The organism is Pseudomonas sp. SWI44 (assembly GCF_002947915.1).
Classification (GTDB): domain Bacteria; phylum Pseudomonadota; class Gammaproteobacteria; order Pseudomonadales; family Pseudomonadaceae; genus Aquipseudomonas; species Aquipseudomonas taiwanensis.
In genome coordinates this window covers 4958120-4977304 of sequence record NZ_CP026674.1, presented here as the reverse complement: position 1 = coordinate 4977304, position 19185 = coordinate 4958120, and the positions used below count along the sequence as shown (strand labels likewise).

Sequence of the window (19185 nt, the reverse complement as noted above, 5' to 3'; positions counted from 1 at the left end):
TCTCCAGCGACGCACAGGGCCCGCGTAGCCTGCGGCAGCGGCTACAGGTCACGACGTGCTAGATTCCCCCCGCACATCCCTCACGGAAACGTTTTCGTTGGACAGCCTCAATCAAAAGAAACGCCTGGCCCACGTTGCCGAACTGGCCGGCGTCAGCCTCAGCACCGTCGACCGGGTGCTCAACGAGCGTGGCAGCGTCTCCGACGCCAAACGCCGCAAGGTACTCAACGCCGCCCGCGCCCTGGACCTGCGCCGTGTGCTGCCCTCGCCGGTGCATGGCCTGCTGCGCTTCGACCTGCTGATGGTGGAAAGCAGCACCGACCACTATCGCCGGGTCGCCGCCGCCTTCACTCGCCAGGCGCAACTGCTGCGCTCACGGCTGGTGCTGCAACGCCAAACCTGGGACGAACGCGACCCGCAGCAATTGCTCGACTTCATCGCCAAGCCCCGCACCGCGCGCCAGGGCCTGATCGTGGTGGCTCACGACCTGCCGGTGATCCGCGCAGCGTTGCAGGCGCAGATCGACCAGGGCGTGCCCGTGGTACTGCTCACCAGCAGCTTGTCCGGGCTGACCGGCGCCACCTTCATCGGCATCGACAATCACATGGCCGGGCGCAGTGCCGGGCGCCTGCTGGCCCAGTGGGTGCTACCCGAGCGTGGCCAGGTGCTGCTGATCACCAACTCCCTGCTCTACCACGCCCACCAGGCGCGGGTGGGCGGTTTCCTGCAAGTGCTGCGCGAGCGCGCCCCGCACCTCGCCATCAGCCACCCGGTGGAATGCCACGACAACGACTACATGACCGCCCAGGCCGTGCGCGACGCCGTTGAAGACGGGCAACCACTGGCGGCCATCTACAACACCGGCAGCGGTTCGGCCGGCATTCGCAAGGCCCTGCTGGAACTGGACCTGCGCCCGGTATGGATCACCCACGAGGCCAGCCAGCAGCACGCCGACTTTCTGCGCGAGGGCCTGCTGTCCCTGGTGTTGGACCAGGATCCCGAGTGCCAGGCCGAGGCCGCCATCCAGCACCTGCTGTACGCCAACGGTGACCTGCAAAGCCCGGCCCAGGCGGCCCCCCAGTTGCGTATCGTGATTGACGAGACCCTGCCCGACTGAATGGTTTTTGACGTAAAAACGTCAAATAGTTAGTGGCGTGGTGACATGTCGCACCCCTAGACTCGCCCGCCGTGACCGCCTGGTCGCGCGCGTTCTGGCGCGCTTGCCCAGGGGTCCGACCTTCCTCATCGCCCACAGGACACATCCATGCAGCGCAGAGATTTTCTTTCATCGGCCCTGGCCCTGGCGGCCGCGTCCACGTTGCCCGCTGCGCGCGCCGAAGTCGTCAGCGGCGGCCAGCCCTGGGAACCTGGCAAGGTCAGCCTGCCGGCGTTACCCGCCCCGCGCCAGGGTGGCCTGGCATTCTTCACCCAAGCCGAATTCGACACTGCCGGCGCCCTGGCTGACCGGCTGATCCCGGCGGACGAGCTAAGCATTGGCGGCAAGGAAGCCGGTTGCGCGGTGTTCATCGACCGGCAGTTGGCGGGTGACTACGGCAAGGGCGCCACGCTCTACCGCTTGGGCCGCTTCGTCAAAGGCACCTTCGAGCAAGGCACGCAATCCCCTCTCACTCCCGCCGAGCGCTGGCGCAAGGGCCTGGCGGCCATCGACGGGCACTGCCAGAAAGCGTTTTCCAAATCCTTCGTGCAACTGGACGGCACCCAGCAGGACAGCCTGCTGCGCAGCATGGAAGCGGGCCAGCTGGACCTGGGCCAGGACGTGGAAACCAAGGAGCTGTTCGAGCAGATCTTGGCCAACGTGCGTGAAGGCTTCTTCGCCGACCCACTCTACGGCGGCAACAAGAACATGGCCAGTTGGAAAATGATCGGTTTCCCCGGTGCCCGCTACGACTTCCGCGACCTGATCGCGAAGAAGGGCCAGAAGCTGCACATCATCCCCACCAGCCTGATCGACAACACCCTTTAAACCAGAAAAATCGAGCAGTACAGCCCGCCTGATACCTGCCTTGTTTGCGTGATTACGCTGTATTGAAGAGGACCTGATTCATGGCCAATGTACGCCCCAAAGTCGACGCAGTGATCGTCGGCCTCGGTTGGTGCGGCTCCCTGATGGCTGAAGAGCTGACGCGCGCCGGCCTCAACGTGGTAGCGATCGAACGCGGCCCGTGGGTCGAGACCGCCACCGACTTCCCGCCGTCGGTGGACACCGATGAACTGCGCTGGGACACCCGCCGCAGCCTGCTGCTGCCACCGGCCATCGAGACCACCACCTTTCGCAACAACCGCAGCCAGACCGCCCTGCCCACCCGTGACTGGAGCCTGAACGAGCTGGGCTACAACGTCGGCGGCTCGGGCACCCACTGGGCCGGCATGGCCTGGCGCTTCCTGCCGTTCGACTTCGAGCCCTACAGCTTCACGATGAAGCGCTACGGCAAGCAGCAGCTCACCGAAGGCCTGATCGTGCAGGACTGGGGCGTGAGCTACGAGGACCTGGAACCCTTCTACGAGCGCTTCGAGAAAATCGCCGGCGTATCGGGCAAGGCCGGGGTACTCAATGGCGAGAAGATCGACGGCGCCAACATCTTTGAAGGCAACCGCAAAAGCGAATTCCCCCTGCCGCCGCTGGCCACCACGCGCCTCACCGACCTGTTCACCGAGGGCAGCAAGAAGCTGGGCCTGCACCCGTTCATGGTGCCTGCAGGGCAAGCCTCCCAGGCCTACACCAACCCGCTGGGCGTGCGCATGGGCCCCTGCACCTACTGCGGCTACTGCCTGTACTACGGCTGCGGCAACTTCTCCAAGTCCAGCCCCAACGCCTGCGTGATTCCGGCGCTGATGCAGCGCAGCAACTTCACCGTGTTGACCGAGTCGGCGGTACTGCGCGCCAACCTGGCCGAAGACGGCAAGACCGCCACCGGTGTGACCTACCTGGACCGCAACAAGCAGGAGTGGGAACAGCCGGCCGACCTAGTGATTTTCTCCGCCTTCCAGATGCAGAACGTGCGCCTGCTGTTGCTGTCGAAGATCGGCACGCCGTACAACCCCGAGACCCGCCAAGGCGTGGTGGGCCGCGCCTACAGTTTCCAGACCGTGTCGGGCGCCAACATCTTCTTCAAGGACGAACAGCTCAACCAGTACATCGGCGCCGGCGCCCTTTCCGCCCAGGTCGATGATTACAACGGCGACAACTTCGACCACAAGGGCCTGGGCTTCATCGGCGGCGCCGGCATTCTGGTGGTAGCCCGTGGCGCCCGCCCGATCGGCAACGCCGATGCCGTGCCGCCGGGCACCCCGCGTTGGGGCAGCGACTGGAAGAAGGCCTACACCCACGCCTTCCAGAACGGCACCTTCATCTTCAACCAGGGCACCAGCTTCTCCCACGACGAGTGCTACCTGGACCTGGACCCCGAGTACAAGGACGCCAACGGCGACCCGCTGATCCGCGTGACCTTCGACTACAACGAAAACGACAGGCGCATGGCCAGGTTCACCGAAGACAAGGCGGTGGAAATCGGCAAGGCCATGGGCGCGGAAATAGTCAACGGTTTCGACTCGGCCGCCGTCAACTACGGCCCGTACCTGCCCGGCAGTGACCACACCATCGGTGGCGCAGTGATGGGCAAAGATCCGAAAACCAGCGTACTCAACCGCTACCAGCAAAGCTGGGACGTGCACAACGTGTTCGTACTGGGTGCCTCGTCGTTCCCCAACAACGCCGGCTACAACCCCACGTCCACCATCGGCGCCCTGAGCCTGTGGACGGCAAAGGCAATCATTGAACAGTACCTGGGTAAACGTGGCCCCCTGGTGGAGGTGCCAGCATGAAGCGCCGTCATAAACTTGCCAGCATGACGCTGGGCGGCTTGGCGCTGGGCGGCGTCGTGGGGCTGGTGTTCGCGGCCCAGACCCTGGTCGCCCCCGGCCAGCAGACCGACAGCGCCCAAGGCGTCAAGGCCCCGGTCACCACTACCGAAGATCCGGCCGTGACCCGCGGTCGCTACGTGGCCATCGCCGGCGACTGCGCCGCGTGCCACACCGACCCGCACGGCGGCAAGCCGTTCGCCGGTGGCTACGCCCTGCAAACGCCGTTCGGCAAACTGCTGGCCAGCAACATTACCTCGGACAAGACCACCGGCATCGGCGCCTGGACCGAGGCCGAGTTCACCCGTGCCGTGCGCGAAGGCAAGGGCCGCGAGGGAGAAAACCTTTACCCGGCCATGCCCTACAACGCCTATGTGAAGGTCAGCGACCAGGACATGCACGACCTCTGGGCCTACATGCAGACGGTACCGGCGGTGGACAACAAGGTGGTGTCCAACCAACTGCCCTTCCCGTTCAACATTCGCCTGATGATGATGGGCTGGAACCTGCTGTTCTTCGACAAGACGCCGTTCGTGCCGGTGGCCAGCGCCACTACGCAGATCAACCGTGGCGCCTACCTGGTGCAGGGCCTGGGCCACTGCGCGGCCTGCCACACGGCCAAGAACTTCCTGGGTGGCGACAAGGGTGGCGCCTTCCTGCAGGGCGGCGACCTGGCCGGCTGGCATGCACCGGAGATCACCAGCAACCCTTACGTGGGCATCGGTGGCTGGACCCAGGCGCAGGTCGTGCAATACCTGAAGACCGGCAGCAATGACGTGGCCGTGGCATCAGGCCCGATGGCCGAAGCGGTGACCAACTCCACCCAGCACATGAGTGATGACGACCTGGTGGCCATCGCCACCTACCTGCAAAGCATCCCCGGCTCCTCGGCCACCAAGCCACAGCCGTTGACCGCCACGCAAAGCGCCATGAAACAGGGCGCCAATGTGTACGCGGCCAACTGCTCGGCGTGCCACAACAGCGACGGCAAGGGTATCAGCGGCATCGCCGCGGGCCTGGCCAACAACCCGGCGCTGCAGTCGGCCAACGCCCAGACCTTGCTGACCACCGTGCTGCAGGGCGGCCGCGGCGCGGTCACGCAAAGCAATCCCACCAGCGGCGCCATGCCCAGCTTTGCCTGGAAGCTGTCGGACTCGCAGGTCGCCTCCCTGGCCACCTACATCCGCAACACCTGGGGCAATGCCGCGCCCGCAGTGAATGCCGATCAGGTTGCACAGGTGCGCAAGGACCTGAGCCTGCCCGCACAGCTGGGTTCAAGCAGCGCAGCCAACTAAAAAAGTCAGGCGGCGGGGCCCTCCCGCCGCCGTTCAATGACACACAAAGGACTGAACACCATGCCGCACTCCAAACAAGGCCGCGCCCGCAAGCGCCAGGCCGTCACCCTACTCGTCTCCGCCTGCGCGGCCTCTGGCTGGGGCATCAGCGCCCAGGCGGCCGACGCCTTCGCCGTCGATTCACCCTGGATGACCGGCGACTGGGGCGGCCTGCGCACCGAACTGCTGAACAAGGGCGTCGACATCCAGATGGGCTACACCGGCGAGTCAGCCTCCAACGTGCGAGGCGGCTACAGCCACGACCGCGTGACCCGCTATGCCGACCAGTTCAACCTGGGCGCCAACATCGACCTGCAGAAACTGCTGGGCTGGAATGACGCGGCGTTCAGCCTGTCCATCACCAACCGCAACGGCAGCAACATCAATGAAAAAATCGACGACCCACGCGCCACCAGCCTGGGTTCCACCCAGGAAATCCAGGGTCGCGGCAGCGTCACCCGGCTCAGCGAACTGTGGCTGAGCAAAGGCTGGTTCGACGATAAGCTCAATATCAAGGCCGGCCGCTTCGCCGTCAGCGACGACTTCGCCGTGGAAGACTGCTCGTTCCAGGGCCTGGCGTTCTGTGGCTCGCAGCCTGGCAACTACGTGGATACCATCTACAACGGCCCCATCAGCCAATGGGCGGCACGGGTGCGCTACCGCGTGACCAGCAACGTGTACGCGCAGATCGGCGCGTTCAACATCAACCCCTCGGACCTGGAAAACGACAACGGCTTCAAGCTCAACGGCGCGGGCACCACCGGTACCTTCGTCCCGGTAGAACTGGTGTGGGCGCCAACGGTGAACAAGCTGCCAGGCGAATACCGCGTGGGCTACTACCACAGCAGCGCCAACGGCACAGATGTCTACCGGGACGACAACGGCCAGCCAGCGGCCCTGACCGGCAACCCCTACCGCAGCGACAACAGCCGGCACGGCTTTTGGGTGGTGGGCAAGCAGCAACTGACCTCGGTAAACGGCGACACCTCGCGTGGCCTGACCATGACCGCCAGCGCCACCTTCCAGGACCGCGCCACCACGCCGGTGGACAGCTATCAGAAGGTCAGCTTCGTCTACAAAGGCCTGTTCGATGCCCGCCCCACCGATACACTGGGCTTCGGCGTGGCGCGCATTCACGCCAGCTCGCTGTTCCTGCGCAACGCCAAGACCGCCAACGAACAGAGCGGCTTGAGCTACGACGATGCAGGCTACGTGCCCGAGCAGCACACCGAGTATGCGTCGGAACTGAACTACGGCATCCAGGCCACCCAATGGCTGAACATCATGCCCAACATTCAGTACATCAAGCATCCGGATGGCGTACGCCAGGTGGACAACGCCCTGGTGCTGGGACTGCAGGTGCAGTCGCAGTTCTGACCGACGCCATAAAACGCAATCCCTGTAGCCGCTGCCGAAGGCTGCGCCGGCCCTGAAGTACGCTGAAGATTTACAGCGAAACCGAGGGCCAGCGCAGCCTGGCGGCAGCGGCTACAGGGAGGGTTTATTACCGGTCCTGGAAAACACCCTTTCATTATGTTAGCTAGCTAACCATTCGCCACACCTGCTACCGTTTGCCGCACCTGAGCCGCTGGTCCAGCCGGCCCGAAACGCCCGGTCTACAGGGCGCCTGACGTGATGAGGTGGATATGGAACCTGGCAGTTACCAACTGAGCATGAGCGTGCTCATGACCCCCGACAAAGCCAACTTCTCTGGCAACGTGCATGGCGGCGCCCTGCTGAAAATGCTCGATGAAGTGGCCTTTGCCTGCGCCAAACGCTACGCCGGCCGCTACGTGGTCACCCTGTCGGTGGACCAGGTGATTTTCAAGGAGCCCATCCACGTGGGCGAGCTGGTCACCTTCCTGGCCTCGGTCAACTACACCGGGCGCACCTCGCTGGAAGTGGGCGTGAAGGTCATGACCGAAAACATCCACGAACGCACCGTGCGTCACACCAACAGCTGTTACTTCACCATGGTGGCGGTCGACACCGATGGCCGACCCTGCCCAGTGCGCCCTTTGCTGCCTGACACCATCACCGAGCGCCGGCGCTATGCTCAGGGGCAGTTGCGCAAGCAACAGCGTCAGGAGTTGCAGGCCAAGTACGCGCAGATCCGCGAAGTGGGTGCCGTGTAGCGGCGCCGTTACCGTTAGCCCTCAATCACGAATCGCAGGCCCGCGTGTGCGCTCAACCGCGCCATCAAGGCCGTGTTCAGCGCAGCCGCCGGCGTCCAGCAGCCACCCGGGGTCTGGTCGCGGTCGACGTCATAAGCCAAGGCCAACGCCGCCTCCGAGAGCATTTTCGAAGTGGACAGGTAGCCAGGGTCTTCATCGCAGCTGACCGAGGTCTTCACCACCTGGCCATCGCCCAATTCGGCGATGAACACCACATCGTAGAACCCTGCCTCCATCTCCGCTTGCGTAGGCCCCTGCCCCGGCTGGGGCTGTCCGCCTTCGTTGAACGAGAAACCGGCAAGGCTGGGGGCATCATCAGCGGACGGCGCAGCTGCCAGCATCAGCATTTCGTCATACTGGAAGTGCTCACCCCAGGCATGCCCTTGCAGGTAGTTGGTGCGGTGCACGGCTTTGGTGTTGATCGGCGACATGATGAAAGGCCCCACCCAACTGCCGGCCAACGCATCCACGTAAGGCGTCTGCCCGTCTGGCTGCTCGACGCCCTTGAAGCCGGGGGTGTAAGCAAAGGGATCGTTCACCACCGCGGCCAGTGACGGGTCCTTGGCCGCCGCAGCCTCGACGGCGCCCACGCTGGCGAAGGTGCCTCCCGACAGCACGCCCTGCATTGTGCGCATGCGCGCCCGCACGCGGGGGGCGTAACGGCCATGTTCGCGCATGGCCTGTTGCTGGGTGAACCACACGCCCAGGTCAAAGGGTACCGAATCGAAGCCGCAGGAAAAGACCAGTCGGGCGCCCGAAGCGTACGCCGTGGCCTGATGCTGGTTGATCATCTGGGCGATCCAGGGGATCTCCCCGCACAGGTCGACGTAATCGGTGCCCAGTTCGGCGCACGCCGCCACCAGGTCAGAGCCGTACAGCGAGAACGGCCCCGCCGTGCTGATCATCACCCGGGTGGCCGCCGCCATATCACGCACGGTGGCCGGCTGCGCGGCATCGGCCAGGATCAGCGGCAACGCGGCAGCGTTTGCCCAGCTGTCACGAATGGCTTGCAGCTTGCCCAGGTTGCGGCCGGCCAGCGCCCACTTCACCGGCCCGTCGACCCCGTGGGTGGCGTAGAAATATTCGGCGACCAGGCGTCCGGTGTAACCGGTGGCGCCGAAAATAATCACATCAAAGGGCGGATTGCTCATGTGGCGGTGTACTCCATAGATGATTGAAAACGAGGAAGCCACTCTAGCAACGCCGAACAATGATGATTAGCGGGTATTATAGGAATGGACCTATAACCTAAAGGCATCAATCATGCGCGACACCGTCACCGACCTGGTGGCCTTCCTGCGGGTGGCACGTGAGGGCAGCTTCACCAAGGCCGCAGCGCAATTGGGGGTATCGCAACCCGCCCTGAGCCGCACCATTAGAAAGCTGGAAGAGCGGCTTGGCGTACAGTTGCTTACCCGGAGCACCCGCAGCGTCGCCCCCACCGAGACCGGGGTACGCCTGATGGACACCATCGGCCCGCACTTCGACGGTATCGAAGCGGGTCTCGGAGAGCTGAGCGAGTTTAGTGGCCGGCCCACGGGCCATCTGCGTATCACCTCCCTGGAGCACGCCAGCCCCTGGGCTCTGGCCCCGGCCGTCAGCCAACTGATGGCCGAACACCCGGGCATCACGATCGAGATAAACGACAGCTATGCGCTGGTGGACATCGTGGCCGAACGCTTTGATGCCGGTATCCGCATGGGCGAACAACTGGCCAAGGACATGATCAGCGTGCGCATCGGCCCGCCATTTCGCCTGGCGCTGGTGGGCGCCCCGGCCTACTTCGAACAGCGGGCGCAACCCGTGGCGCCTGAAGACCTTACCCACCACACCTGCCTCAGCCTACGCCTGCCCACCTCAGGGGGCCTGTGGGCCTGGCCGTTCGCCAACAAGGGGCGCGACATCAAGGTGCGCGGTGACGGGCATCTGGTGTGCAACACCCTGGGGCTGATGCTGGATTTCGCTCGAGCCGGTTGCGGGCTGGCTTACGTGCCGGAGCATGTCGTCGAGCAGGACCTGGCACAAGGCCGACTGCTGCGGGTAATGGCCGACTGGTGCGACACGCCTCTGCAATATCACCTGTACTACCCTGGCCGTCGCCAGCACAAGCCGGCCTTCCGGCTGTTACTGGACGTATTGCGACAGCCGCAAACACTCGGCAGCCCCGGGCAATCCACTTGAACTAAAGCCGTCGCGAGGCTCTCCATCAATACATTCAATGCATGCTTGCCGTCAGCATAGGATGAATCTGATGAACCTCAAACACAGTGCCGGACAGGAAATAATCGCCGTCGACAAACAGGGTCAGCAGGTCCTGTTCCTGAACCCCGGGGACCTCTCAGTCCTCGACGCCATCACCGACCTACCATCGCGCCCCCACGAGTTGCTCGTGCTTGAGCACCTACGCAAGGCCTACGTACCCATCTACGGCGATGGCATCCACGGCGACAACCCGCACCCCAACCACCAGGTCGCCGTGATCGACCTTGATACCCGCCGCCTGAGCGGGTTCATCGACACCCTGCCCTACGTGTCACCCCATACCGGGCGCCCGGGCCGTGATGGCCGGGTGTACCTGTGCTGTGAAAACAGCGCGACGATCATCGTCATAGACCCTGCTCAGGACAAAATCGTGGGCCATATCCACGTCCCCTCGAAGAATGTGCACCGCCTAACGCCACTACAGCACGCAGACCAGCTATGGGCTGAAAGCGAAGAGGATGGCCAACTCTATGCCGTCGACCTGCGCGAGCCCAGCCGGGGTCCCGCAACCCTGGCTATGCCAGGCCCATTAAATGGTATCGACGCATCGCCTTTGCATCCCTGGGTGGTAGCCACCGCGCAGGATAGGCCGGTGCTGTACGTCGTGGACACCGAGCAGCACCGCTTGCTGGACACCGTCGAACTGCCCGGGCACCAGCGCCCCGGACAGGTAGTGCGCTTCAGTCCCGATGGCCGAATACTGGCAGTGATGGGTGACTTTGAACCGGTGGTGAGTTTTTTCGATGAGAATCTGCAATGGCTGTTCAATGCTGAACTAGGTGACAAGCCGTTGGACGGGTGTTTTAGCCCGGCGCAGGATTACTTGTTCGTGGCCAATGAAAACGACGCCACTGTCAGTGTGGTGGACATTGGCAAGCGCAGAACGGTTGGGCATGTGCCGGTGGGCGATGGTTGTGAAATTCTTGCTTACTTCCAGCGCTAGGGCCAGGGACGAGGGAGCGGTTGGGCTGGATCAAGGTGGCTGGCAGGTGCAGATCGCGCTGATTTCTTTAGTCTCCGGAGGACGTTCGACTTGCCGAGTGACGTCGAGATCATGCGCGTGGCTGGCCGCCCCCCATAGAGGCGAACATTGCCTTTCACCGATTACCGTCGCCCCTCCACTTGAGTGGCAGTCGATAGGCGGGGACTTTAGATAAACAAGGTCACGAGCGCTCCCGCAATCATGCCCTCCTCTCCATCAACGCCGCGTCAGGAGTACACTGGAGACCACCCACTGCCCAACAAGCGTTCTGTCAGAAATCGCCATTCTCGATCCCGGATGCACGCGGTGGTATTGGGGGTACAAGTGGGGGTATATTTTTGATTTTTCGCGCCGAAACACGCGTGCTAGAACCCTGTCAAAATGTTCTTCGGCGACCCTGACAGTCTCTAGGGGCTTCGCGCACGCTTGTTAGCTGATCATTTCTGCCTTTTCCTAGATCATGTCCCTGGAAGTGGTGTAACTCACCCTGTGGCGCTACTAAGCGTCCTCCCCGCCTGTGCTTGATCAGCAGAAAACCAAGATTGACCACGCAAGGATTATTCCTTACCACTCAATTAACAGATCCGGGAGAACGCTCATGCCTGCCATCCACGAAATCGCCACGTTGACCTCGAAGGGGCAGCTCACACTGCCCAAATCCGTTCGCCAGCTGTTGGGCATAGACACTGGAGGCAAGATCGCATTCGACGTACGCGGGGGTGAAATCGTGGTCGGCGCGGCAATCCTCCTGATGACTGGGATGCGCTGACTGCTGCGACGCGTAGCGACGGGGTCGAGTTCAAAGCATAAGTTGCGCAAATGGGTGAGGGTTTGCAGGTTCTGCGCCCGCCCCGCCCCCGGTGCGTCCACTGTAATCCACTCGTAGCTGCTGTCAAAAGGGGTGCATCTGGGGGTACAAAACCAGTTCCCCATTCATAACCAATGGATTTCCATGAATGGCCAAATGCTCCTCCGCGACCCGGATAGTCTCCAAGACCCCGTCTGGAAAACACCCTGGAAGCCCTTGAACACGGGGTTTCATCCACCATTGAGCCCAGGATTGGGGCACGCGCGAGTTACCAATCCCTCATTGTTCATGCCCCCCTCCAGCCGCGTCGCCACTGCCATCGCCACCTCGATGAAAACCCGCACTGCGGCACTCTGATAGGCCCCCTTGCGACGCACCAGCGCAGCGGTGCGCTGTAAGCGCACTGGCTCGAGCGCGATGGCCACCAAACCCTCATGGGCCAGTGCAATGTTGGCGGGAAGCAAGGTCGACAGTGTGGTCCGACGGACGATCTCGATGACCGCGCTGATGGTGTTGGCCTCCATCCGTACCTGCGGCTGAATGACGTGTTGCTGGCAGAATCGGTCGATCTGCTCACGAGTAGCGAACTCCGGACTGAGCAGCACCAGCGACTGCGCGCTCAGTGCCTCCAGCCCGATGGAACGCGCCGTGGCCAGCGAGTGCCGCTCGTTGACCACCAGCGCCAGCGTCTCGACCAGCAGCGGACGGGCTTCGACATCGTGGGCCTGTACGTCCTCGAACGCGATCCCCACATCCAGCAGATCCGCGACCAGCAGCTCCTCCATGCGCTCCTGGGAGAGTTCACGTACGTCCAAGGTGATAGACGGGTAACGGCTGTGAAAGGCTTCGACCAAGGGGCCCACGAGGTAGGTGGTGAAGGTTGGCGTGACCGCCACCCGCAGCGAACCCCGGCTGAGGTCGCTGACATCGTGTATGGCGCGCTTGGCCTCCTGCAGCTCTTGAGCTGCCCGGCGTGCATAGCGCAGGTAGACCTCACCCGCATCGGTCAGCCGCGTCGTACGCCCCGACCGGTCGAACAGCTGTGCGCCAAGGCTTTCCTCCAACTGCCTGACCTGCTGCGACAGGGCCGGCTGGGATACATGCAAGGCCGCCGCGGCCCGCGTGAAGCTCAGATGCTCCGCCACGGCGAGGAAGTACTGGATGTGTCGGGCAAGCATGACCACTCACATAAGATTATCTGATCCATTCGATAATAAATGAGACTTTTACCTTATGCCATCTGCTCCGTAACCTTTGCCTCACACACCGCGAGACCGAGGCAACAGCCATGAAAGACATCATTGATGGGTTCCTGAAGTTCCAGCGAAACGCCTTCCCGCAGCGGGTCAAACTGTTCAAGGACCTGGCCACCCAGCAAAACCCACGAGCGCTGTTCATCTCCTGCTCCGACAGCCGTCTGGTGCCGGAACTGGTGACCCAGCGTGAGCCAGGCGACCTCTTCGTCATCCGCAATGCCGGCAATATCGTGCCGTCCTACGGACCTGAACCAGGCGGTGTATCCGCCTCGGTCGAGTATGCGGTGGCGGCGCTCAAGGTCGCGGACATCGTGATCTGTGGCCACTCTGACTGCGGCGCCATGACCGCCATCGCCACCTGCAAATGCCTGGACCACATGCCCGCCGTCGCCGGTTGGCTGCGCTATGCCGACTCCGCCCGGGTGGTCAATGAAGCCCGTCACCATGAAGACCAGCACGGCAAGGTCAGGGCCATGGTGCGTGAAAACGTCATCGCGCAACTCGCCAACATCCAAACCCATCCGTCGGTCCGCCTCGCCCTCGAAGAGGGCCGCGTCACCCTGCACGGCTGGATCTACGACATCGAGAGCGGCCTTATCGACGCATTCGATGGCAGCACCGGCAAATTCGTGCCCCTCGCGGATAACCCGCAGGTACACGCTGTTTCCCATCCACCCAAGCACGTTGCCTGAATACGGCTATCCACCCTAGGAGAAAACGCCATGATCCAGACCCAAGCCACCCAAAGTGTTCGCCAGGCCCTGACCGAAGTCATCCTTATGGCCAAGGCCCGCAAAGACCTGTCGTATGCCCAGATCACCGAGGGCACCGGCCTGTCCGAAGCGTTCGTCACCGCCGCGCTACTGGGCCAGCACCCGCTGCCCGCCAGCGCAGCGCAAGTGGTCGGCGACAAGCTCGGCCTTGACGCCGATGGCATTGCCCTGTTGCAGACCATACCGGTGCGCGGCTGCATGGAACGCGGTGTACCCACCGACCCTACCATCTACCGCTTCTACGAGATGCTCCAGGTCTACGGCACCACACTCAAGGCGTTGGTACACGAGAAGTTCGGTGACGGCATCATCAGCGCCATCAACTTCAAGCTGGACGTCAAGAAGGTCGAAGATCCGGAAGGCGGCTCCCGCGCGGTGATCACGCTCGATGGCAAGTACCTGCCGACCAAACCGTTCTAATTCCACGGTAAACGGCCCGACGCCGGGCGGCGTCTGGGCCCCTCCTCCAGGACAGGTAAACATCGATGAAAGCATTACTGACTCTGCTTCTTTGCGGCCTTTGCTCCCTGGCGATGGCAGAGGAGCCGTCGGCCGACACCGGGCATATCCCAGTCGAGCCATACAGCTATTCCCACCCCCTGGATATTGCCCGGGTCGTCTCCCTCAGCAGTGTCCCAGATGTCTGCGAAGTCGTGCCCGCGCGCATGACTTATGACGACTCCCATGGCCATCGACACATTGTTGAGTACCGCGTCTTGGGCAATGGGTGCTCCAACAACTGATGCACAACTGATCGCGGCTCTCGCTGACAACTTCCGTCAGTTGCAGCGCCAGCCCCTCTTCCCCGCGCTGACCTGCTGGAGAAAGTCAGCGATACCGGCGGAGCGAAAAAATCGTCTCATGCCAACTGGATGAATACCGCATAGGCGCCGAGGATCACCCAGAACACCAGAAATATCCATGGCGTGCGCAGAGAGAACAACAGCGACTTACGGTGCCCGACCTGTGAGGTTTCCGCCTCGCTGAACAGCGGCGATTCGTCATAGGCCAGACCCATCAATGGCTCGCTGCGCAGCAGATTGCTCTGTTTCAATTGCCAGTGTTCGATGATCTTGTAGGCCGCGCGAATACCCGGCCAGGCATTGAGCGAGCTCAATACGCCCAGCAGGGCGAGAAATGGAGGGACGAGCAAGGTGAACATCTCGCCCCAGCTTTGATTGAGGTTGCCCATCGACGATACGAAGGCGATCACCAGAAACGACTGGGCGGCAAGATAGGCGTCAGTGCGGTTGGCGAGAATGCTGGTCTCGTATTGGATTTCGCAACGATAGAAATCCAACCGTTCCTTGGGTGACCCGAACATGCGGGCGTTGTGCTCACTGATTTCGTGTTCAGGAGTGGTCGGGGTGATGATTCGCGGCACGCGCTGGCTCCTGGGCATTGACCGTTCGTGTCCGGTAGATGCGGCTGAAGCAACAAAGATTCAGTGCAATCGAGTCAGGTCATCAACGACGAACCCATACCGCAGCCAGTACACCCAATAGCCGGTGCGCTGATCATCCGCATTGAACCTTGCCGCTTGCGCCCTGCTCCACTGCTGGCAGCCGTAACTTTTCCCAGCCGTGAAGAGGTGCCCCATGAACGCAATCGAATTGTTGATCCAAGACCATCAACTGGTGAAGAAACTGCTTGAAGAGTTGTCCTCGACGACCGAGCGCGCGGTGAAGAAGCGTGCCGAACTGCTTGCGCGGATCAAGCAGGAGGTCAGCATCCATACGACCCTCGAGGAGCAGATCCTGTACCCGGCGATCAAGCAGGCAGGCGGCAAGGAAGAAGCAAAGATGTACTACGAAGCCAAGGAGGAGCACCGCACCGTCGACTCATTGGTCCTCCCCGACCTGTTGCAGACCGACACCGGCACGGTTGAATTCGCCGGTCGGGTAAAGGTGATGAAGGAATTGCTGGAGCATCATATCGAGGAAGAAGAAAGCGACCTCTTCCCGACAGCCCGAAAGCTGCTGGGCAAGACGGCGCTGGAAGAAATGGGCCAGGCCATGGAGGCGCAGAAAAAACTACTCAAGGGCGAGCTACGCGCCGCCTGATAAAGCAACCTGCGCGCCTCCCCGGCGCGCAGGTTTGACCGTCGGGGAAGCCCCAAGGAAGACGCGATGGCCCAATGGCGTCCGTCCGTCGATCGCGATGCACCCTTGCCCAAGCCAGCAGGACCAACAGAAGGTGAACATACCCAAAAAAGGACCATCACCATGAACGTCATGAAGCCCCATTCACTGATGCTCGCCCTGTACCTGGGCGCCTGCACACCCTGGGCCCTTGCTGCCCCTGACAGCCAAGATCAACCGCGCACGCACAGCCAGGACCACAGGCAAATGGACGACCGGGGACGAGCCACAGGGTCCGGCACCCCTGCGGATGGCATGGGCACCGGGTCGGGTGGAACCGACAGTAATGACACCGACCGCACTGGCGGCGACGGCACCACCCACGACTCAAGCCAGGGGTCTGGCACCGATGGTTCTAGAAGCAATGACACAGGGACTGACAAAGATAACGGCGCAGGTTCCGGCAGCGGCGGTACGGGTGGTAACGGTGGCTAAAGAATCGCCATGACGACCCAGGCATTGCAGCGGCCAAGCGGTGATTCGAGCCAAGAGCGCTTCTACGGTACTGTTCTCCATCATCTTGTGCCCGTACATTGGCGCCACGGCGCCAACTGCGTTGTCGTGCCGCCTGTGCAGCTGCTTGCGATTGCGCCTCCCCACCAGCGCCGGCATTGCCGGTGAATACACAGGCATCACTCCGCCGCTCAGGAGTTCACCCCAGCACGCTAACGGGGTTAGGTCGACCTGACCATCGATAGCTCGCTCTGGATTGGCGCAGCGCTGGGCGCGATGGGCGCAGTGGTCCTTGGCCTTGGTACTCACCGACGTTGTGGGTGTCGCAGCCGACCGGCGCTCGCTCAAGCACATCGCCCCGGCCGCTTCGCAGGTCAGCGACAATTGAGCGGTGCCGCGCCGGCGGTGGGTTTTTCCTGGGGCTGAACCAATGGCTGGGCGAGCAAGCGCATCGGTTGCGCAGGCTCGCCCCACCGCATCACCAAAGCGCAATATCGTAGGTCAGGTAAATCCGATTACTGTCGCGACCGCGCGAGAAATCAGAACGGTAGACATAGTTGCGCAGCTTCACGCCCAACCCTTTGATAGGCCCGGATTGCACCACGTAGGCAAGCTCTACGTCTCGCTCCCATTCGCTGATCCCTGCGTCAGCGGAGCGACCATTGTCGCCGCTCAGGTAGCGTGCCATGAAGGTGAGGCCCGGGATACCGGCCGCCGCAAAGTTGTAGGCATAGCTCGCCATCCAGGTTTTCTCTTCCTCCTCGATGAACTTGCCAATACCAACGTTACTGAACGAGTAGACCGTCGCACCGCTGATGTACGGCAATCCCGCGTCGCCATCGAGGACCTGGTACCCGGCACCAACGGTATGCCCGCTGTGGGCGTAGGAAACCTGACCGCTGAACATGTCGTTGTCGATCTTGCCACCGTAGGCGGCCCCGCTGTCGCGGCTCTTGAAATAGCGCAGGTCGGTGGTGAACACACCGCCGGCCAACGGCAGGTCGTGTACCAGCCCGGCATAGTCCTGGCGGTAGAAGTCCTCGAGCTGCCCATGGAAATAGCTCACGCGCAGCTGCTTGCTGATGGCGTAGTCGGCACCTGCGAAGCTGAAATCGCCAGACTCGTCGCCACCATAGCCATCGAGGTACAGGCCTGTACTGTCGGAGGAGTCGCGCTGCTTGAAGCGGTCCAGGTGGCCGGCAGTCAGGGTCAGGCCGTCGATGTCGTTGCTGGTCAGTTGCGTGCCCTGGTAGGTCTGCGGCAGCAACCGCGCGTCGTTATAGACCAGCACCGGCGTCTTGGGCAGCAAGGTGCCATGCTTGACCACGGTCTGGCCCAGGCGCGCCTTGGCGGTCACCCCGGCACTGGCGAACTCGTCGGCGGCGCGACCATCGTCATGCACCGGCAGCAAGCCCGTACCGCTGCGTCCGCGCCCCGAATCGAGCCGTACACCGACAAGCCCCAGGGCATCGAGCCCCAGGCCGAGCGGGCCTTGAGTGAACCCTGATTGGTAGTCGAGCAGGAACCCCTGCGCCCATTCCACCCGCTCGCTCTTGGCGTTCGCGGCAGCACGGGCGCTCATGCCCTGCTCGTCGCGGAAGTTTTCGTTGAAATAGACGTTGCGCAGCTGCAGTTTGAGCTTGCTGTCGTCGATGAATCCGGAAGCGCCGGCAACAGGCAGCCAGCCGCAGAGCAGGCCACAGGTGGCCCCACGGAAAACAGCTCGGGACATGATCGGTACTCTTTTGTTGTTCTTGGATAGAGTTGGGCGCCACGGGCGCCCGGTGCAGATCAGACGAAGAAGGACAAGGCTCCGGTGAGCAATGCCAGCGCGGTGATGACCAACGACGTCAGCACCGCCCATTTCACGGTGGCTTTCTGGAAGTCGCCGATATCGCGATCGACCATGCCCACCAACAGCAGGGTCGAGGCCACCAATGGGCTCATCAGGTGCACCGGCTGCCCCAGCACCGAGGCGCGGGCAATTTCAACCGGGTCGATGCCATAGGCCGCGGCCGCGTTGGCAAGGATCGGCACCACGCCGAAGTAGTAGGCGTCGTTGGACAGCACGAAGGTCAACGGCATGCTGGTCACCGCCACCACCAGCGGGAACCAGTGGCTCCAGGCCTCGGGAATCCAGTCGACCAGGGTCTGCGCCAGGGCATCGACCATCTTGGTACCGGAGAAGATGCCAGCGAAGATCCCCGCGGCGAAAACCAGCAGGACCACGGTCATGGCGTTGCCTGAGTGGGCAAGGATGCGCTCTTTCTGAAGTTCCAGCTGCGGATAGTTGATCATCAGCGCCGCAACGAAACCGATCATGAACAGCAGCGCGGAATGCATGACGCCCAACACCAGGGCGGTCATCACCGCAATCACCAGCGCCAGGTTCACATACGCCAGCCGAGGACGCTTGTGCGGGTTGTCGCCGAGGATTTCCTTGATATAGCAGTTGCCACCACCGGACTCCAGGGCAATGTTGCCGATCCGGCGACGCTCGGCACGACCGAGCAGGTAGGCGGTGAACACCACCCAGACAGCGCCACCGATCACGGTCGGCAGCATTGGAATGAAGTATTCGGTCGCATCCAGTCCGAGCGCAGCGATGGCTCGAGTAGCCGGGCCTCCCCAAGGGCTCATGCCACTCATGATGCTCAACGACAGCATCGACACCGTGGCCAGGATCATCGGATTCATGCCAATGCGCTTGTACAACGGCAGCATTGCCGCGCAGGTGATCATGTAAGTGGTGGTGCCGTCGCCATCGAGTGCTACCAGCAACGACAACAGCGCGGTACCAATGGCGATCTTGATCGGGTCGCCATTGACGCGCTTGAGAATCTTGCGGATCAGCGGGTCGAAAAGACCGGCATCGATCATCAGGCCGAAGAACAGAATCGCGAACAGCAACAGTGCTGCCGATGGCGCCACCATCTTCAAGCCATCGAGCATCATCTTGCCCAGTTCGGGGGCAAAGCCACCGATCACCGCGAAAACGATGGGTACCACGGTGAGCGCAACGATCGGCGACAGGCGTTTACTCATGATCAGGTAGGTGAAGGTCACCACCATGATCAGGCCCAGGAGTGCGAGCATGGTTTTTTCTCTTGTTTTTATTCTATT

Annotated in this window: 18 protein-coding genes and 1 pseudogene; 14 read left to right on the top strand and 5 right to left on the bottom strand. The window is 62.4% G+C overall.

The features are described 5' to 3' along the window. The first annotated feature begins 97 nt into the window (after nucleotides 1-97). The 6 genes from C4Q26_RS23555 (at nucleotide 98) to C4Q26_RS23530 (ending at nucleotide 7348) form a co-directional block, all read left to right on the top strand. The gene (locus tag C4Q26_RS23555; protein ID WP_158664908.1) at nucleotides 98-1117 is read left to right on the top strand and encodes a LacI family DNA-binding transcriptional regulator; all 1020 of its coding nucleotides are present in this window, start codon (nucleotides 98-100) and stop codon (nucleotides 1115-1117) included. Between the two features lie 147 nt (nucleotides 1118-1264). After that, entirely contained in the window at nucleotides 1265-1984 is a 720-nt protein-coding gene (locus C4Q26_RS23550) for a gluconate 2-dehydrogenase subunit 3 family protein (protein WP_104883632.1), read from the top strand. An 80-nt stretch (nucleotides 1985-2064) separates the two neighbouring features. Beyond that, a complete protein-coding gene (locus C4Q26_RS23545) occupies nucleotides 2065-3843 on the top strand; it encodes a GMC family oxidoreductase (RefSeq protein WP_104883631.1) in 1779 nt (592 codons plus the stop codon). Then, nucleotides 3840-5174 carry a c-type cytochrome gene (locus C4Q26_RS23540; RefSeq protein WP_104883630.1) on the top strand — a complete coding sequence of 445 codons (1335 nt, stop codon included), beginning with the start codon at nucleotides 3840-3842 and terminating at the stop codon, nucleotides 5172-5174. The genes C4Q26_RS23545 and C4Q26_RS23540 overlap by 4 nt, the downstream gene beginning before the upstream one ends. Nucleotides 5175-5234: 60 nt before the next feature. Further along, on the top strand, nucleotides 5235-6590 hold the full coding sequence (locus C4Q26_RS23535) for a carbohydrate porin (RefSeq protein ID WP_104883629.1): 1356 nt from the start codon (nucleotides 5235-5237) through the stop codon (nucleotides 6588-6590). A 269-nt stretch (nucleotides 6591-6859) separates the two neighbouring features. Then, nucleotides 6860-7348, top strand: coding sequence for an acyl-CoA thioesterase (locus tag C4Q26_RS23530; RefSeq protein ID WP_104883628.1), 489 nt, complete (start codon nucleotides 6860-6862; stop codon nucleotides 7346-7348). A gap of 14 nt (nucleotides 7349-7362) precedes the next feature. On the opposite strand, the gene C4Q26_RS23525 is transcribed toward C4Q26_RS23530, so the two are convergent. Continuing rightward, a complete protein-coding gene (locus C4Q26_RS23525) occupies nucleotides 7363-8538 on the bottom strand; it encodes a trans-acting enoyl reductase family protein (RefSeq protein WP_104883627.1) in 1176 nt (391 codons plus the stop codon). 112 nt (nucleotides 8539-8650) lie between these two features. Between C4Q26_RS23525 and C4Q26_RS23520 the strand changes: the two genes are divergently transcribed. The 3 genes and pseudogenes from C4Q26_RS23520 to C4Q26_RS23510 form a co-directional block, all read left to right on the top strand. Beyond that, complete coding sequence (locus C4Q26_RS23520; protein WP_218274779.1) at nucleotides 8651-9568, top strand: LysR family transcriptional regulator; 918 nt, start codon at nucleotides 8651-8653, stop codon at nucleotides 9566-9568. Nucleotides 9569-9638: 70 nt separating this feature from the next. Beyond that, nucleotides 9639-10592 carry a hypothetical protein gene (locus tag C4Q26_RS23515; protein ID WP_104883625.1) on the top strand — a complete coding sequence of 318 codons (954 nt, stop codon included), beginning with the start codon at nucleotides 9639-9641 and terminating at the stop codon, nucleotides 10590-10592. A gap of 637 nt (nucleotides 10593-11229) precedes the next feature. Further along, nucleotides 11230-11373 (top strand): annotated as a pseudogene (locus tag C4Q26_RS23510) (AbrB/MazE/SpoVT family DNA-binding domain-containing protein); the annotation flags it as partial. 296 nt (nucleotides 11374-11669) lie between these two features. Here C4Q26_RS23510 and cynR read toward each other — a convergent pair. Next, a complete protein-coding gene (gene cynR, locus C4Q26_RS23500; protein ID WP_104881673.1) occupies nucleotides 11670-12617 on the bottom strand; it encodes a transcriptional regulator CynR in 948 nt (315 codons plus the stop codon). Nucleotides 12618-12727: 110 nt separating this feature from the next. On the opposite strand from cynR, the gene C4Q26_RS23495 reads away from it, so the two are divergent. From C4Q26_RS23495 to C4Q26_RS23485, 3 genes are all read left to right on the top strand, one after another. Then, complete coding sequence (locus C4Q26_RS23495; RefSeq protein WP_104883624.1) at nucleotides 12728-13387, top strand: carbonic anhydrase; 660 nt, start codon at nucleotides 12728-12730, stop codon at nucleotides 13385-13387. A 30-nt stretch (nucleotides 13388-13417) separates the two neighbouring features. Then, nucleotides 13418-13888 carry a cyanase gene (gene cynS / locus C4Q26_RS23490; protein WP_023380892.1) on the top strand — a complete coding sequence of 157 codons (471 nt, stop codon included), beginning with the start codon at nucleotides 13418-13420 and terminating at the stop codon, nucleotides 13886-13888. A 65-nt stretch (nucleotides 13889-13953) separates the two neighbouring features. Continuing rightward, entirely contained in the window at nucleotides 13954-14211 is a 258-nt protein-coding gene (locus tag C4Q26_RS23485) for a DUF2790 domain-containing protein (RefSeq protein ID WP_081669618.1), read from the top strand. A gap of 116 nt (nucleotides 14212-14327) precedes the next feature. Here C4Q26_RS23485 and C4Q26_RS23480 read toward each other — a convergent pair whose 3' ends face one another. After that, complete coding sequence (locus C4Q26_RS23480) at nucleotides 14328-14852, bottom strand: hypothetical protein (protein WP_023380894.1); 525 nt, start codon at nucleotides 14850-14852, stop codon at nucleotides 14328-14330. 214 nt (nucleotides 14853-15066) lie between these two features. Between C4Q26_RS23480 and C4Q26_RS23475 the strand changes: the two genes are divergently transcribed. Next, the gene (locus C4Q26_RS23475) at nucleotides 15067-15531 is read left to right on the top strand and encodes a hemerythrin domain-containing protein (protein WP_023380895.1); all 465 of its coding nucleotides are present in this window, start codon (nucleotides 15067-15069) and stop codon (nucleotides 15529-15531) included. Between the two features lie 162 nt (nucleotides 15532-15693). Then, the gene (locus tag C4Q26_RS23470; RefSeq protein ID WP_104883623.1) at nucleotides 15694-16044 is read left to right on the top strand and encodes a hypothetical protein; all 351 of its coding nucleotides are present in this window, start codon (nucleotides 15694-15696) and stop codon (nucleotides 16042-16044) included. Between the two features lie 496 nt (nucleotides 16045-16540). Here the strand turns inward: C4Q26_RS23470 and C4Q26_RS23465 are convergent, their stop codons facing one another. Both C4Q26_RS23465 and C4Q26_RS23460 read right to left on the bottom strand, forming a co-directional pair. Further along, entirely contained in the window at nucleotides 16541-17794 is a 1254-nt protein-coding gene (locus C4Q26_RS23465; protein ID WP_023380897.1) for an OprD family porin, read from the bottom strand. Between the two features lie 59 nt (nucleotides 17795-17853). Further along, the gene (locus C4Q26_RS23460; protein WP_023380898.1) at nucleotides 17854-19158 is read right to left on the bottom strand and encodes a CitMHS family transporter; all 1305 of its coding nucleotides are present in this window, start codon (nucleotides 19156-19158) and stop codon (nucleotides 17854-17856) included. Nucleotides 19159-19185: the final 27 nt, after the last annotated feature.

Excerpts from the sequence above, each read along its gene's own strand:
- C4Q26_RS23460 (WP_023380898.1), bottom strand. The coding sequence starts at position 19,158 with ATGCTCGCACTCCTGGGCCTGATCATGGTGGTGACCTTCACCTACCTG.
- cynS (WP_023380892.1), top strand. The coding sequence starts at position 13,418 with ATGATCCAGACCCAAGCCACCCAAAGTGTTCGCCAGGCCCTGACCGAA.
- C4Q26_RS23535 (WP_104883629.1), top strand. The coding sequence starts at position 5,235 with ATGCCGCACTCCAAACAAGGCCGCGCCCGCAAGCGCCAGGCCGTCACC.
- C4Q26_RS23520 (WP_218274779.1), top strand. The coding sequence starts at position 8,651 with ATGCGCGACACCGTCACCGACCTGGTGGCCTTCCTGCGGGTGGCACGT.
- C4Q26_RS23495 (WP_104883624.1), top strand. The coding sequence starts at position 12,728 with ATGAAAGACATCATTGATGGGTTCCTGAAGTTCCAGCGAAACGCCTTC.
- C4Q26_RS23540 (WP_104883630.1), top strand. The coding sequence starts at position 3,840 with ATGAAGCGCCGTCATAAACTTGCCAGCATGACGCTGGGCGGCTTGGCG.
- cynR (WP_104881673.1), bottom strand. The coding sequence starts at position 12,617 with ATGCTTGCCCGACACATCCAGTACTTCCTCGCCGTGGCGGAGCATCTG.
- C4Q26_RS23485 (WP_081669618.1), top strand. The coding sequence starts at position 13,954 with ATGAAAGCATTACTGACTCTGCTTCTTTGCGGCCTTTGCTCCCTGGCG.
- C4Q26_RS23515 (WP_104883625.1), top strand. The coding sequence starts at position 9,639 with ATGAACCTCAAACACAGTGCCGGACAGGAAATAATCGCCGTCGACAAA.
- C4Q26_RS23545 (WP_104883631.1), top strand. The coding sequence starts at position 2,065 with ATGGCCAATGTACGCCCCAAAGTCGACGCAGTGATCGTCGGCCTCGGT.
- C4Q26_RS23475 (WP_023380895.1), top strand. The coding sequence starts at position 15,067 with ATGAACGCAATCGAATTGTTGATCCAAGACCATCAACTGGTGAAGAAA.
- C4Q26_RS23470 (WP_104883623.1), top strand. The coding sequence starts at position 15,694 with ATGAACGTCATGAAGCCCCATTCACTGATGCTCGCCCTGTACCTGGGC.
- C4Q26_RS23550 (WP_104883632.1), top strand. The coding sequence starts at position 1,265 with ATGCAGCGCAGAGATTTTCTTTCATCGGCCCTGGCCCTGGCGGCCGCG.
- C4Q26_RS23465 (WP_023380897.1), bottom strand. The coding sequence starts at position 17,794 with ATGTCCCGAGCTGTTTTCCGTGGGGCCACCTGTGGCCTGCTCTGCGGC.
- C4Q26_RS23530 (WP_104883628.1), top strand. The coding sequence starts at position 6,860 with ATGGAACCTGGCAGTTACCAACTGAGCATGAGCGTGCTCATGACCCCC.
- C4Q26_RS23525 (WP_104883627.1), bottom strand. The coding sequence starts at position 8,538 with ATGAGCAATCCGCCCTTTGATGTGATTATTTTCGGCGCCACCGGTTAC.